Raw genomic sequence first — 14224 nt, 5'->3', positions numbered from 1 at the left:
GTGGTTTAAAATCAGGCGCTTGTGTGTAAACATAAGCGCCTGAGCCTTTCTTTTTCATGTCATATCCGCAACTCTCTTCTTTCAGGAGCCCAACCCGGCATGGGTGGATATTGGGCCTGCTGTTTATTGTTTTCCTGGTCAATGTCTTGCCAAGCCTGCGATTGCTGGGCGAAGCATTGGCCGATATTGTGGCGGGTGAAAAATCCAGTTTCTGGAAAGTGTTGCGGTCTTCGGCCACCTGGCAGGCCACCTGGCACAGTTTGTATACCAGTGTGCTGGCAACCTTGCTGGCGCTGGTGCTGGGAGCAGGACTGGCTTTTTTCATTGCCTTGACCAATATCCGTGGCAAGTCGTTCTGGGTGTTCATGTTCATGCTGCCCATGATGATTCCGCCCCAGGTAACCGCTTTAAGCTGGCTGCAGCTGATGGGGCCGGGTAGTGCCCTGTTGCAGCTGTTGGGCATCGCTCCTGGGCTGGGCAGTCCGCAACCTCTGTATTCAGCTTGGGGCATTGTCTTGCTAATGGGCATCCAGCATGCCCCCTTGGTGTTTTTGTCAGTAAGAACCAATTTGCTGGTGCTACCCAAAGAACTGGTTGAAGCCGCTCGCCTAAGTGGTGCTTCCCAGCTTCGCATTATGCTGGATATGATTTTTCCGTTGTGCAAAAACGGAATCCTGGCCGGTGCCGCCATTGCTTTTGTATCGGCACTGGGTAATTTTGGCATACCGGCCATGCTGGGTATTCCGGCTTCTTATTATGTGCTTCCCACGCTTATCTACCAGAAAATGGCTGATTTCGGGCCGTTGATGCTTAATGAGGTATCTAGCCTGTCCGTGATCGTGGGGGCGATTGCCATGTCGGGCGTGTGGGTCCAGCACCGTTTTCAGTCCAGAATGGCTTTGGTAGGCATGCCGGGCAAGCCACTGGCCTTTGATCTTGGTAAAGCCCGTATCGGGTGTGAAATGGCTCTGGGCCTGATCATTACGCTGATTCTTGTTCTGCCGATATTGGCTTTGGGGGCCAGCTCCCTGGTGCCGGCCATTGGCGTTTCCTTGGGTTATGACAATATCAGTTTTTCTGCCTATGCACATATGCTGGCCAGGCAGGGGGCGACCTGGCGCGCTTTTGAAAACAGCATGCTATTGTCGCTAAGTGCGGCTTTTATCCTGGCGTGTCTGGTGTTGCCGCTGGCTTATGTCACGGTCAGGCGTCCCCGCCGTTTGTATGCATTTGTCCTGATGCTGCTTGATGTGCCATATGCCTTGCCGGGTGTGGTGCTGGCCATTGCCTGTATTTTGCTGTTTGCAAAGCCCCTTCCCGTTTTGCAAATCAGTCTGTATGGCAGCCTGGGCATTATCCTGTTTGCTTATTTGTCGCGCTTTTTGACCGTCAGTTTCAAGCCTGTCCATGCCAGTATGCTGCAGCTTGACGGCGCACTTGAAGAGGCCGCCCAGTTATGTGGTGCTTCCATGGTACGCAGATGGCGCGACATCGTATTCCCCCTGCTTGCGCCTGCGGCTTTTGCCGGATTCCTGCTGGTTTTCCTGATTGCCGTTAACGAACTGACCGTTTCAGCATTGCTATGGAGTGCGGGCAATGAAACACTGGGGGTGCTGGTTTTTAATCTTGAAGATGGTGGGGAAACGGTGCTGGCTTCGGCCATTTCCGTTTTGATTATTATGATGATTGCGTTGTTAATGCTGGCGTTGGGCATAGTGGGCCGCAATCTGCCAAAAGGGGTTATTCCATGGCGCAACTAGTATTGGACAGGATTGGCAAATCGTTTGGCACGACCCAGGTGGTGAATGCGTTCAGCCTTGAGGTGCCTACGGGTTCTTTTGTGGCATTGCTGGGCCCAAGTGGATGCGGCAAGACAACCTTGTTACGCATGCTGGCCGGCTTTGAGCAGGTAGACGAGGGAACAATTCAGGTTAATGGCAGGCAATTGGCCGGAAATAATCTGCATGTGCCGCCAGAACAGCGCAATATGAGTATGGTGTTTCAGTCGTACGCATTATGGCCGCACATGAACGTGATGGATAACGTCGGTTATGCCCTGAAACTGAAAGGGGTCAAAGGAGAAGACTACTGGCAGCAGGTCATGCAGGCACTGGAGACGGTTAATCTGTCCCATCTGGCTGAACGGGCACCGCAAGATCTTAGCGGTGGCCAGCGCCAGCGGGTTGCCTTGGCCCGCTGTCTGGTGTCACACCCTGACGTCGTGTTGCTGGACGAGCCACTGGCCAACCTGGACCAGCATTTGCGGGCTTCCATGGAAGAGACGTTTCGTGAGTTTCATCGCCGTACCGGGGCCACGTTTGTTTATGTGACCCATGACCAGGCAGAGGCTATGGCCCTGGCTGACCGGATTGCCGTCATGAACCATGGCAAACTGGAGCAGTGGGACACACCTGAGCAACTGTATCAGTATCCGCAAAATACCTGGGTGGCCCGTTTTATTGGGCAGGGTTCCATCCTTCATGTGCATCGCAACACGGATAATCGTCTTTTGTCGGGTCCGGAAGTGATGCAGTTGCTGTCTTCTTCACTAGGTTCAACCCGGCAGGCGATCCTGGTCAGGCCCGAGCATGTTCGGGTGGTGGAAAACGGGCTTGAAATACAGGTGCTAAGCCGGGTTTTCAAAGGTGAGCGTTATAAATACACCGCTCGCCTGTCAGATGGGCAGGAGCTGGATTTTTTTCATCCAGAGCGGCTGGAACTTGAGTGCAAGGTTTGCGTACAGGTGCAACAGGCCTGGGTCCTGATGGATTAATTGAACAGGGTAAGCAGCCAGGTCAGCAGGAAGGGGGCCACCAGGCTGAGTACGGCACCACAGAAAATAGCAGTGGCAATATAGTGGTTGCCGGTTATTTTCTTGATGATTGGCAGGGTAGTATCCATGGCGGTTGCCCCTGACGTGCCAATGGCAGGAACAGGATGACGGGCACCCAGAAAAAACAGCACGACAATAGACAGTAATTCCCGGAACAGGTCGGTCATGAGAGAAGCGGCACCATAGAATTCGCCAAGGTTGGCCGTGACCAGTACCCCAGACAGCGAGAACCAGCCGAAGCCGGCAGACAAGACCAGGCCATTGCGTATATCCATGTCCATTAACCAGGCAACGGCAGTGCCGCCCAGCAGGGAAAACAAAATAACCACTACCGGTGTGGCAATGGTCCTGAACTGCAGGAACTTGAGGGAAATGGGGGCATTGACCAGGTCGATGCCAATGAGCACCAGTAATATATACAGGAAGGTTTCAACTGAAGGAAGCCATTCGGTATTCATGTGTGCCATTAGCAGCAGTTTGGCCAGGCCAATGCCGGCCAGTAAAAAGGCAAAGGCAATGCCGCATTCCCGAATCACATGCCAGATGCCAAAGTCCGAGGTGGCTTCAGTCGTGCCTTTTTCATTCTTTGGAAGCAGCAGCCATAACCCTACAAAAGAAAAAACCGTGGTGCCCAGGGCGTAGGCCATGGCAATGCCCAGGATTTGCGTTACGTTTTGCAGGTTTTCCAGTTGCAGGCCAAATTTATAGCCAATGGCAAACAGAAGCAGCCAGACAAAAGGCGTAATCAGGCGCGTCAAGCGGGCAGACTGGGTGGCCGGCAGTATTTTGCCAATCAGCAGGCCAAGAACCAGATACAGGCAAATGGGCAATAACGAGAACAGCAGGTCTTTCAAGGTGGTTGCCTTTTTGAAGCATTATGGTCTGGTCGCGTTATGACGACCAAACGACATAAGGCCAGAGATGGGGCTTAGGCCGGGTTGTGGTTATTGAAGGCGGCCAGTTTTTCTTTCAGTGCTTTTTTGATCGCAGGCCATTCTTCACGGGTGATGCTGTACATGACCGTATCCCTGATAGAACCATCCCGACGCCTGGCATGGCCTCGCAATACCCCGTCTTTTTTTGCACCCAGCCTTTCGATGGCTTTTTGTGAGGTGTGGTTGATGATGTCGGTACGCCAGCCCACGACATTGGCCTGCAGGCTTTGGAAGGCATAAAACAGTAGCAGGTATTTGCATGCGGTATTAACATGGGTGCGCTGCCAGGATTTGGCATACCAGGTATAGCCAATTTCAAGCCTGGCAATATCCGTAACAATATCGTGATAGCGGGTGGTCCCGATTACTTTTTTGGTTTTGGCGTCAAGGACGGTAAATGGCAGCATATGGCCATCTTGCTGACCCTTCAGGGCAGCTTCAATATAAGCGGTTTCCTTGCCCGGTTCAGGCGCCGAGGTATACACCAGATTCCAGAGTTCGCCGTCACTGGCGGCATTTTTCAGGCCTTCGGCGTGGGCAAGCCGCATGGGCTGAAGAATAACGCCAAAGCCTTCTAGCTGGATCGGGTGGATGGGAGTGGTAAGGGGGGCGACTGCTGGCTGGCCGGTTTCAGAAGAGAGGGTCATGGTGTAAGGCAGAAAAAAAAGCAAACAGGAATGAAAACCAGAAAAATCACAGTGTATCAGATTGCGGACAGTGCCCCGCTTTTTGGCATTGCCTTGGCTGTTCAATGTGGAACAATGTGTTTGCGCCATGCCAGGCTCTTTTTGGCCGGAAAAAACTCTAGTTATATAATGGATCAGAATCAAGGTGTTCCCTAGTGGCAATAAACAAGCCTTGCGGTTATTATCGGTTTATATAGATAGAAATTTTTTGTATCGGACAGGTAAACTTTGTTTGACTTTCCGTTTTTGATCAATTTGCATAGGAAGTTTAGGCATGAAAATCAGAAAAATATTAATTGCTGCAGGATTGGCATGTTCTGTTCTTGGAATGGGTAACCTTGCCGCTGCCAGTGAATGGAAAGAAATCCGTATTGGGGTGGAGGCCACCTATCCTCCTTTTGAATACAGAAATGCCAAAGGCGAAATGGAAGGGTTTGATGTGGATGTGGCCAATGCCATCTGCGGTAAACTCGATGCCAAATGCGTGTGGGTCGAGCAGTCTTTTGATGGCCTGATTCCCGCCCTTCAGGCACGCAAATTTGAGGTTATCCATTCAAGTATGACCGCTACCGAAGCACGGTCAAAAGTGATCGATTTTACCGATCCCCTGTATGCCATTCCCACCCAGCTAATTGCCAAAAAAGGCAGTGGCACCTTGCCGACCGCAGAATCATTAAGTGGAAAACGCCTGGGCGTGTTGCAGGGCACCACCCAGGAGGCTTTTGCCAAAAAAGCCTGGGGCAAGGGGGGGGTACAAATTGTGTCCTACCAGGACCAGTCACAAACCTATGCCGATTTGCGGGCCGGCCGTCTTGATGCCGCCTTGCTTGAAAAGCCCAATGCGATTGCCGGCTTTCTGGTCACACCAGAGGGCAGGGACTTTGAGTTTGTGGGAGAAGTGCTGTCTGGCGACCCTATCCTGACCAATGAAATTGCCATGGGATTGCGCAAATCCGATGTGAAATTGAAAGAGGCCATTAATAAAGCCATCAATGAGCTGGCTGCAGAAGGTACAATTGCGGAAATTGCCGGCAAGTATTTTCAGCCCGGTGAAATCGGCCTGATGCAGGCCAAGTAAGCATAAGCCCGAGTGGCATCACAATCAATTGAAGTCATCGCTTGATTGAGCAATCGCGGGTTGCTCAATCATTTTTGTTTTTAAGGGACACACATGTTTTTGCATGGCTATGGCGGCCAGATTCTGGACGGCACTTGGGAAACCATCACGCTGGCATTGTTGTCGCTGCTGGTGGCCTTTTTGCTGGGCCTGATCGGGGCAAGCGCAAAACTGTTTGGCAATTTCCTGTTCAAAGGGCTTGCCCAGGCTTACACAACGCTGGTGCGCAGCGTACCCGACCTGGTCCTGATGCTGCTTATTTTCTTTAGCATTCAAATGGGCCTTAACAATATTACCGATGCCTTGGGTTTGCCCATGCTGGAAATTGATCCGTTTATTGCGGGGGTTCTTACCATCGGGTTTATTTACGGGGCCTATTTTGCAGAAACCTTCCGTGGCGCTTTCCTGGCGGTGCCCAAAGGGCAGCTGGAAGCGGGCAAGGCATTTGGCATGAGTGATTGGCAGGTTTTCAGCCGTATCCTTTTTCCGCAGATGATGCGCTTTGCCTTGCCGGGCATTGGCAACAACTGGCTGGTGTTGTTGAAGGCCACTGCCCTGGTGTCCATTATCGGTTTGTCTGATCTGGTTCAGGTAACGCAAACGGCAGGTCGTGCAACAGCCAGCATGTTCCTGTTTATTTCGGTGGCCGGCTTTATTTATCTGGCGCTTACCACTGTTTCCAGTATTGTGTTGTGGTGGCTCGAGAAAAAATACTCTGTTGGCGTGCGTGAGGCTCATTTATGATTGAGTCATTTGAAAATTTCCTGACGGTTATCAATGAGTACTGGGCGCCATTTCTGTACTGGGACGGCACCCATTTTTCGGGTCTGGCCGTCACTTTATGGATTTTAACCCTGTCGGTAGTGCTGGGTTTTGTACTGGCTTTACCGCTGTCAGTCATGCGGGTTTCCAAAAACAAATTTATTAGCGGTCCGGTCTGGTTCTTTAGCTGGGTTTTCCGGGGTACACCGTTTTATGTGCAGCTGTTGCTGATTTACAGTGGTGTTGTGGGGCTTGAATTGGTACGTGACACGCCCCTGCTGTACACCTTTTTCATGAGTGGTTATAACTGTGTGGTATTGGCGCTGCTACTCAATACCCTGGCCTACACCATAGAGATCTTTGCCGGCTACATAAAAGCCACTCCATACGGCGAGCTTGATGCCGCCCGGGCCTATGGCATGTCACGGTGGAAAATGTATACCCGCATCATTCTTCCTTCCGCCTTGCGTCGGGCTTTGCCCGCTTACAGCAATGAAGTCATTTTAATGCTGCATGCCACCTCGCTGGCGTTTACGGCCACGGTGCCCGATATCCTTAAAGTGGCCAGGGATGCCAATGCGGCCACTTATTTAACCTTTGCCTCGTATGGCACGGCGGCACTTTTGTATATGTCAATTTCGTTTGTACTGGTTTGGGCATTCAGGCGGGTGGAACGCCGTGCACTGGCCTTTCTGGCATACGAAAACAATTAGGAAAGCCATGTATAAACTGGATGTTAAAAAAATACATAAATCGTATGGCCAGAACGAGGTCCTGAAAGGCGTTTCGTTGCAGGCCAGCGCCGGAGACGTGATTGCCTTGATTGGCTCAAGCGGTTCTGGCAAAAGCACTTTTTTACGCTGTATCAATTTTCTTGAGCAACCCAATAGCGGCAGTGTTTTCCTGAATGGTGAGGAATTGACGGTTGTCCAGGATAAAAAAGGCCGTTTGCGTGTGTCTGATGAAAAGCGCCTGCAATTGTTCAGGACCAAACTGGCCATGGTGTTCCAGCATTTTAATTTATGGGCACACATGACGGCTTTGGATAACGTGATAGAGGCACCCATGCAGGTGTTGGGCGTTAAAAAAAACGAGGCGCTTGAACGGGCCCGCCATTATCTGGACAAGGTTGGCCTGGCGCAAGCGGTGGAAAAACAATATCCCTCGCAGATGTCTGGCGGGCAACAACAGCGCGTGGCCATTGCCCGTGCCCTGGCCATGGAGCCCGAGGTGATGCTGTTTGACGAGCCCACTTCAGCCCTTGATCCGGAACTGGTGGGCGATGTGTTGAAGGTGATGCAGCAATTGGCCGAAGAAGGCCGTACCATGATTGTGGTGACCCATGAAATGGGGTTTGCCCGCAACCTGGCTTCACAGGTGATGTTTTTGCATCAGGGCAGTGTTGAAGAGCAAGGGACGCCCGCCGAGGTTTTCGGCCATACCAAGAGCGCCCGTTTACAGCAATTTTTATCAGGTAACTTGAAGTAATGATTTTAAGCTTTGGAATGATTGTCGCCCTGTTGGCACTGGGAGCGTTTGGTGGTTTTATGGCCGGTTTGCTGGGTATTGGCGGTGGAATGGTGCTGGTGCCTTTCCTTACCATGCTGTTTACCTGGCAGCAAATGTCTGGCGATATTGCGGTGCATGCTGCCATCGCAACGTCCATGAGCATGATCATGTTTACATCGTTGTCAAGCATGCGGGCCCATCACAAGAAAGGGGCGGTGTTGTGGCCGGTTGTTTATTCATTGGTGCCCGGCATTATTTTAGGTGGCTTGTTGGCCGGTGGCGTTGCTTTCAGGTTTATCAGTATGGCCTGGCTGGCCTTGTTTTTTGCGTTATTCGTGGGCTATTCGGCGCTGAATATGCTAAAAAACAAAAAGCCCAAGGCGTCACGCCAGTTGCCGGGTGTGGCTGGTCGTACGGCCGTCGGAACGGGTATCGGGTTTATTTCCGGTCTGGTTGGTGCGGGTGGCGGGTTTTTGTCGGTGCCGTTCATGGTCTGGTGTAATGTGCCCATCCGCAATGCGGTGGCCACATCGGCGGCGCTGGGCTTTCCGATAGCGGTGGGCAACAGTATCGGGTATATCAGCTCAGGGATAAAGACAGTAGGTATTCAGGACGGAATGCTGGGTTATGTGTACTGGCCGGGCTTGCTGGTCTTGATTGCCATGAGTGTGCTGCTGGCGCCGGTAGGGGCAAAATGTGCGCATAGCTGGCCGGTTGACAGGTTGAAGCGGGTTTTTGCTTTTTTACTGTTTTCGATTAGTGCGTATATGTTGTATAAATCGCTGACAGCGTTTGGCATCATTTAGGAAGGCTTNTAGGAAGGCTTGCCGTTTTTTTTTGCAAGACCACAACGTATCCGGGCCTGCTTAAGGCTACCAGTTTGCTCCGACGCCCCTTCGGGCCGAAGTCGCTGCACTGGTAGCCTTAAGCAGGCCCTTTTTGGTTTGTGAAGTCTTTAACGGAATCCTGGTGGTAGGTTAATCGTTTTTTGAGTTTTATTGCCCGGTTCTTTTCAGGGTGCCGTAGTATCTCTTCCTTATTTCTTGGGTGTCCTGAAAACCTTGTTGTCATTGTAAAAGCTGACTTGTGACTGCTCTTCATGCCATCCGGGAATGCCAAAAATCTGCAACGGGATGAAAGGTTTGGTTTGCAGGGTTTGTTCTGTCAGGAACCCGGCCAGATAATCGTCCACTTGCTCGATGTCCGTTTCTGAAAATATCTCAGGCGTGTCGGGATCGGTCTTGTCTTTACCGGTTACTTCAGTTCCAGGGTGGTTTGAAGCTGTGTGTTGGTGACTGGGTGCAATGAAATTGGGTATCCGGATGGCGTGGGCGGTAATGGCTTTGTAAGGGGCCACCAGTTTTTCCAGCAGGGCATGGCCGAAGGCGATAACCCGGGTTTGGCGCCACAGGGGGCGTAAGGCCTGGAAGGCGGTTTGCCACTGTTTGGCTTGCAGGGCTTGCCAAAGCGGGTCGGGGCACTGGATGAAGAAGCCGTTTTCATCGATAACGGTGATGGCATCTCTTATTTTTCCTCGGGTATCACCAACACCGGCTTGTCTTATTTGCGCCGCCTGTAACTGGTTAAGGCGGGTTTTGGTGTTTGGGAAGGTAAACCAGCACAGGGCATTGAAATAATCATGCAGGCCATCACGGGTGGGCACACTGCCGGTTTCATAAATATAGGTTTCATAGGCCATGCCATCGGGCAGGGTTTCCTGTGGGACGAAGTTAACCGGTAGGAGGGCAGGGCGATGGTCGTTCAGGAATGCGTGAACACTGGGTACGGTTTGCTGCGGGGCAGGGAAACGGGTTTTCCAGGGGGACCAGTAGGGGGTATCAAGGTTGATCCTGTTCAGGATAGAGATGGGCATGGCATTGAAAATAATTTAACCCGCCCTTGATGCAAGAACGGGGGAGAAGCGGGTTGGAACAGGAAGTACGGTGCTTATTTCTTGAAGGTGACTTCAGGCAGTTTTTCGCCCCAGGGCATTAATGGAACACCTGAGATGCTGTTGTATGGCGAGCCCTCAATAACCCGTTCACTGACCACCAGGTAAACCAGCGTGTTATTGGGTTTGTCCAGCAGGCGGGTGACATTCAGATCTTTGAATAACAGGCTCATGCGCTGGGTGAATATATTTTCTTTTTTGTCAGGAATGGCTTTTGTCGCCTTGATGGGGCCAACCTGACGGCAAGAAATGGCAAATCGCGAAGGGTTTTCGGCAAAACCCAGCGCGCCTGAAATACCCCCGGTTTGGGCGTGCGACAAGTGGCACACAACGCCTTCGATATCCGGGTCATTGAAAGATTGGACACAAACTTTGTCGTTGTTGACCACGCGCCAGGTGGTGCTGACACAGCCCACTTCTTCAGCCTGTACAGAGGGTTGGAAGAACAGGCCGAATACGGTCAGGGCGCTAAATAGTAATTTTTTCATGGATGGATTCAGTCTGGAAATAAATAATGTTCAGGACAATTATATAGGGTCTCTTTGGCAAAGTTAAAGACAGGCAAAGAATGAAGTCTGGTGAATAAAAGGCTGTCGGGGTGCTTGCGCACCGGTGCGCATGGCCTGGAAGGGTATTTCCTGATAGAGACAGCAAGACGATTGCGTCCTGCCATAGTATCATTGGAAGATACTTATCATTTTATTATTGAACATGACTCAGCTGGAAAAAATTCGCATAGACAAATGGTTATGGGCCGCCCGTTTTTATAAAACCCGTTCGCTGGCCGCTACCGAAGTTGGCAAGGGAAGGATTGAACTTAACGGGCAACCCTGCACCAAACCTGCCCGAGAGGTCAAGGTGGGTGACATGCTGGCTATCCGGCAAGAGCAAACTAGCAGAACGGTGGAAATAAAAGCCTTAAGCGCAGTGCGTGGGCCGGCACCGGTGGCCCAGTTGCTGTATGAAGAAACCCGCGAAAGCATTCAGGCCCGCGAAGCGGAAAAAGAAAGACGAAGATTGGCCAATGAACCTGCCGACACCATCTTGCATGGCCGCCCTACCAAGCGTGACCGGCGCAATCTAGAGGGGTTGAAGCGAGGGTATTAGTTTCCTGAACCTCAGGGATAACAAAGGAGGAGTTATGTTGATTCAAATAAAACGCAGTACGCTTGTGGCCTCTCTGGCGCTAGCATTGGTTGTAGTCGGGCCTGTAACGCCAGTACAGGCCAAGGCACCAGTGGCCCAAATGCCGCAGGTTAAGTACGACTACAACATGGATATTTTCCATCCGGTTATTGCGCATAACGGGATGGTGGCTACCGAGCAGCATCTGGCCTCTGCCATAGGGCTTGATATTCTGAAAAAAGGCGGTAATGCGGTTGATGCGGCGGTAGGCATTGGCTTTGCCCTGGCAGTTGCCCTGCCCAATGCCGGTAACCTGGGTGGTGGCGGTTTCATGATGGTGCACGACAAGGACAGTGGCCAAACCATTGCGCTTGATTTCCGTGAAATGGCCCCTGCCAAGGCAAGTCGCGACATGTATCTGGATGAACAGGGGAATGTGGCCGGTGGCCGTTCCCTGTACACCCACTTGGCGGTTGGCGTACCCGGCACCGTGGCCGGTATGGAGCATGCCCTGAAAAAATGGGGCAGCATGCCACTGGAGCAGGTAATTCAACCGGCTATTGACCTGGCTGAAAACGGTTATATTGTTAGCAATGCATTGGCAGAAAACCTGGCTGCCACCAAAGAGAGCCTGGGTAAGTGGGACACCACCAAAGCTATTTTCTTCAAAGAGGGTGAACCCCTGAAAGCTGGTGATTTGCTGGCCCAGAAAGACTTGGCGGCATCCATGCGCTTAATTGCCAAAGAGGGCGCGGCGGCTTTTTATCAAGGAGCCATTGCCGACCAGATTGTTGAAGAAATGGCCAAGCATGATGGCCTCATCACCAAAGAAGACCTGGCTAATTACAAGGTGGTAGAACGTGAGCCCGTCAAGGGAACTTACCGTGGGTATGAGGTGGTTTCCATGCCGCCACCCAGTTCAGGCGGTATTCATGTCATTCAGATACTTAATATGCTAGAAGGCCAAAACCTGAATGAAATGGGGCATAACAGCGCCAAAGCAGTCACTTTAATGACTGAGTCCATGAAACGGGCCTATGCCGACCGTTCTGAATATTTGGGTGATCCTGACTTTACCAAAGTACCGCAAAAAGGGTTAACCTCAAAAGGCTATGCCAACAGCCTGGTGGCAGGCATGCCGCTAGACAAGGTTACGCCTGCCAGGGAAATCTTGCCGGGCAAGCCTCAGCCTTATGAAAGCGACCAAACCACGCATTATTCGGTGGTAGACAAAAACGGCAATGCCGTGGCGGTTACCTACACCCTGAACCTGAATTTTGGTAGCGGTATTGTGGCTGGCAACAGCGGCATTCTTCTGAATAATGAAATGGATGATTTTTCAGCCAAGCCGGGTGTGCCCAATGCGTTTGGCCTTATTGGCGGCGATGCCAACGCGGTAGGGCCTGGCAAGCGCCCGTTGTCTTCCATGACACCTACCCTGGTGCTTAAAGATGGCAAACCATGGCTGGTTACCGGCAGTCCGGGCGGTGCGCGCATTATTACCACCGTGCTGCAAACCATTGTGAACAGCATTGATTTTGGCATGAACCCCGCTGAAGCCGCTTCGGCACCGCGTTTTCATCACCAATGGTTGCCCGATGAGTTGCGTATTGAAAAGGGCTTCAGCCCCGATACCCTGGTCTTGTTGAAGGAAAAAGGTTATGAAATTGCCCTGAAACCTGCCATGGGGCGCACGCAAACCATTCAGGTGCGTGACAATGTGCTGTACGGCTATTCCGACCCGCGCAACCCCGATGGGGTCACGATTGGGTATTGATTCGTTGGCAAGTTAGTTTGCTCTCATGCTCTGAAGTGACCCCCAAATGTATCTTGTTCCCATGCTCCTGCGTGGGAACACCTGTTTTGGCGGCTTTTTCGAAAGCGTTGTTCATAATCAATAATCACATCACGGGCATGGCCAAGACTGGGGGCACGTTTGCCCATCCACGTGCCAAGGCCCAAAGGGACGGCCTGTCCCAGTCTGATGCCGTTTACCTCATTTTTATCAAGTTCAAGCAAGGCATCCCAGCTTAATTCAATACCAATATATTGCCGTAACCAATCCATAAGCTGGCGGGCATTTTTTGTGCCGGGCAGGAAGGACTCGAACTGGTGTCTGTTTAAGGGACCAAGTTTAAGCCTGAATTTATGTTGCGCATCGCGAACCGCAATACCCAGAATAGTGTCCTGGCCCAGACCCAATGAACCACCCAGTTGCAGCTGCTGATTTGGTTCAAGTTTGATCCATTGAGGTACGAATTCCTGGATATTGACCTGAATGTTAAAGAAAGTGGACAGAATTTGGGTCAGCCCTTCGGGATTTCGGGTTTGTCTTACCAAGTGCCCGGCAAAGAAATACTTGGCGTGATCCATGACCGAATCACGATTCTGCAGGGATTCTTCACCCTGGTTGATCAGGCTGGCTACATAACGGGTAAAGCGGTTTTCCTTGCGATCCAGGCTGACGGTGCTTTGTGCATCGGCCCAGGCCCGGTAAAACAGGGTAATAAGCCGGTGGTGGAAAATATCGGCAAACGCGGAAAGCGTATGGTCCCGGTGGTGGAAAATGCGTTCCCTGACATATTCGGTCAGGTGCAGTGGCAAGGGGCCATTGGGGCCAAACAGCCCGAAGCCCAGCGTTGAAATAACCGGTGGGCCGTCTTTGTCGAGGTTAACCTTGCCAAGTGTTGATGCAGCAAAAGCCAGCGAGGGTTCCTGTCGCAGGCGTACAGATTCATGGGACGGCAAACTTTCCCTGCCCAATGGTTGGCGCATGCCGGTACAGGCATCCAGCCAGCGCATGACATGATAAAAGCTGTGTTTGTAGGGTTCTTGTTCCAGGGCTTGCCAGAATCCGGGCGGAAGCCGGGAGGCCTGTTTGACAGCAGGAGAAGGAGAAACTTCCATTAGGAGGAAAAGTGCGGACAAAAGATTTATTCTAATCTTGCAATATGAACGTAATATTAAATTGAAGCGTCCGTTTCTTCATGATCCCGTCATATTGTTTTGTTAGTTTTACGGCTAATTAATTCCACTCGTTCCCACGTTCTGCGTGGGAACGGCAACCGGAGAATTCGTCTCATTCCCACTCTGTGTGGGAATGCTCCTTGTTCTCATACTCTGCGCGTGGGAAGGTGAACAGGTCGAGTTGTGTTGTATGGCTAATTCCTTGTTCCTCGTCTCGTTCCCATGCTCTGAACTGACCCCCAAAAGTTGGACACCCATTCAACTTTTAGGGGTTTTTCAATGGAAAAATATGATGTGCAATTCAAAGTCAAATTAGTAAAGGAGTATCTGTTCGGCGAT

At 51.5% G+C, this 14224-nt stretch carries 14 protein-coding genes; 9 read left to right on the top strand and 5 right to left on the bottom strand.

The window, feature by feature from the left end; genetic code table 11:
- The first annotated feature begins 56 nt into the window (after positions 1 to 56).
- Both IE074_RS09560 and IE074_RS09555 read left to right on the top strand, forming a co-directional pair.
- Positions 57 to 1760 (top strand): ABC transporter permease, encoded by a 1704-nt coding sequence (locus tag IE074_RS09560; RefSeq protein ID WP_189385245.1) that lies wholly within the window; start codon positions 57 to 59, stop codon positions 1758 to 1760.
- Entirely contained in the window at positions 1748 to 2773 is a 1026-nt protein-coding gene (locus IE074_RS09555) for an ABC transporter ATP-binding protein (protein ID WP_189385244.1), read from the top strand. The genes IE074_RS09560 and IE074_RS09555 overlap by 13 nt, the downstream gene beginning before the upstream one ends.
- Here the strand turns inward: IE074_RS09555 and IE074_RS09550 are convergent.
- Together IE074_RS09550 and IE074_RS09545 are read right to left on the bottom strand one after the other, a co-directional pair.
- Positions 2770 to 3687, bottom strand: coding sequence for a LysO family transporter (locus IE074_RS09550; RefSeq protein ID WP_189385243.1), 918 nt, complete (start codon positions 3685 to 3687; stop codon positions 2770 to 2772). The two genes, IE074_RS09555 and IE074_RS09550, sit on opposite strands and share 4 nt — an antisense overlap.
- Positions 3688 to 3761: 74 nt before the next feature.
- The gene (locus IE074_RS09545) at positions 3762 to 4415 is read right to left on the bottom strand and encodes a GNAT family N-acetyltransferase (protein ID WP_189385242.1); all 654 of its coding nucleotides are present in this window, start codon (positions 4413 to 4415) and stop codon (positions 3762 to 3764) included.
- A gap of 313 nt (positions 4416 to 4728) precedes the next feature.
- Between IE074_RS09545 and IE074_RS09540 the strand changes: the two genes are divergently transcribed.
- The 5 genes from IE074_RS09540 (at position 4729) to IE074_RS09520 (ending at position 8648) form a co-directional block, all read left to right on the top strand.
- The gene (locus tag IE074_RS09540; RefSeq protein ID WP_189385241.1) at positions 4729 to 5532 is read left to right on the top strand and encodes an ABC transporter substrate-binding protein; all 804 of its coding nucleotides are present in this window, start codon (positions 4729 to 4731) and stop codon (positions 5530 to 5532) included.
- A gap of 93 nt (positions 5533 to 5625) precedes the next feature.
- Entirely contained in the window at positions 5626 to 6315 is a 690-nt protein-coding gene (locus tag IE074_RS09535; RefSeq protein ID WP_189385240.1) for an ABC transporter permease, read from the top strand.
- Positions 6312 to 7046, top strand: coding sequence for a histidine ABC transporter permease HisM (gene hisM / locus IE074_RS09530; protein WP_189385239.1), 735 nt, complete (start codon positions 6312 to 6314; stop codon positions 7044 to 7046). The genes IE074_RS09535 and hisM overlap by 4 nt, the downstream gene beginning before the upstream one ends.
- Positions 7047 to 7053: 7 nt before the next feature.
- Complete coding sequence (locus IE074_RS09525; RefSeq protein ID WP_189385238.1) at positions 7054 to 7821, top strand: ABC transporter ATP-binding protein; 768 nt, start codon at positions 7054 to 7056, stop codon at positions 7819 to 7821.
- Positions 7821 to 8648: a sulfite exporter TauE/SafE family protein gene (locus tag IE074_RS09520; RefSeq protein ID WP_229793970.1), complete on the top strand. Its 828-nt coding sequence runs from the start codon at positions 7821 to 7823 to the stop codon at positions 8646 to 8648. Before IE074_RS09525 ends, IE074_RS09520 begins: the two co-directional genes overlap by 1 nt.
- Before the next feature lie 230 nt (positions 8649 to 8878).
- Here IE074_RS09520 and IE074_RS09515 read toward each other — a convergent pair whose 3' ends face one another.
- A complete protein-coding gene (locus tag IE074_RS09515) occupies positions 8879 to 9715 on the bottom strand; it encodes a DUF3025 domain-containing protein (protein ID WP_189385237.1) in 837 nt (278 codons plus the stop codon).
- Positions 9716 to 9789: 74 nt separating this feature from the next.
- Positions 9790 to 10281 carry a CreA family protein gene (locus IE074_RS09510; RefSeq protein ID WP_189385236.1) on the bottom strand — a complete coding sequence of 164 codons (492 nt, stop codon included), beginning with the start codon at positions 10279 to 10281 and terminating at the stop codon, positions 9790 to 9792.
- Between the two features lie 232 nt (positions 10282 to 10513).
- Here IE074_RS09510 and IE074_RS09505 point away from each other — a divergent pair, with 232 nt between their 5' ends.
- Positions 10514 to 10900 (top strand): RNA-binding S4 domain-containing protein, encoded by a 387-nt coding sequence (locus IE074_RS09505; RefSeq protein WP_189385303.1) that lies wholly within the window; start codon positions 10514 to 10516, stop codon positions 10898 to 10900.
- A gap of 40 nt (positions 10901 to 10940) precedes the next feature.
- On the top strand, positions 10941 to 12695 hold the full coding sequence (gene ggt, locus IE074_RS09500) for a gamma-glutamyltransferase (protein ID WP_229793977.1): 1755 nt from the start codon (positions 10941 to 10943) through the stop codon (positions 12693 to 12695).
- A gap of 23 nt (positions 12696 to 12718) precedes the next feature.
- On the opposite strand, the gene tssG is transcribed toward ggt, so the two are convergent.
- Positions 12719 to 13825 (bottom strand): type VI secretion system baseplate subunit TssG, encoded by a 1107-nt coding sequence (gene tssG, locus IE074_RS09495; protein ID WP_189385234.1) that lies wholly within the window; start codon positions 13823 to 13825, stop codon positions 12719 to 12721.
- Positions 13826 to 14224: the final 399 nt, after the last annotated feature.

The sequence above is a fragment of the Advenella faeciporci genome (assembly GCF_014652395.1).
Lineage (GTDB): Bacteria > Pseudomonadota > Gammaproteobacteria > Burkholderiales > Burkholderiaceae_B > Advenella > Advenella faeciporci.
This window is presented reverse-complemented; position numbering and strand designations above follow the sequence as displayed.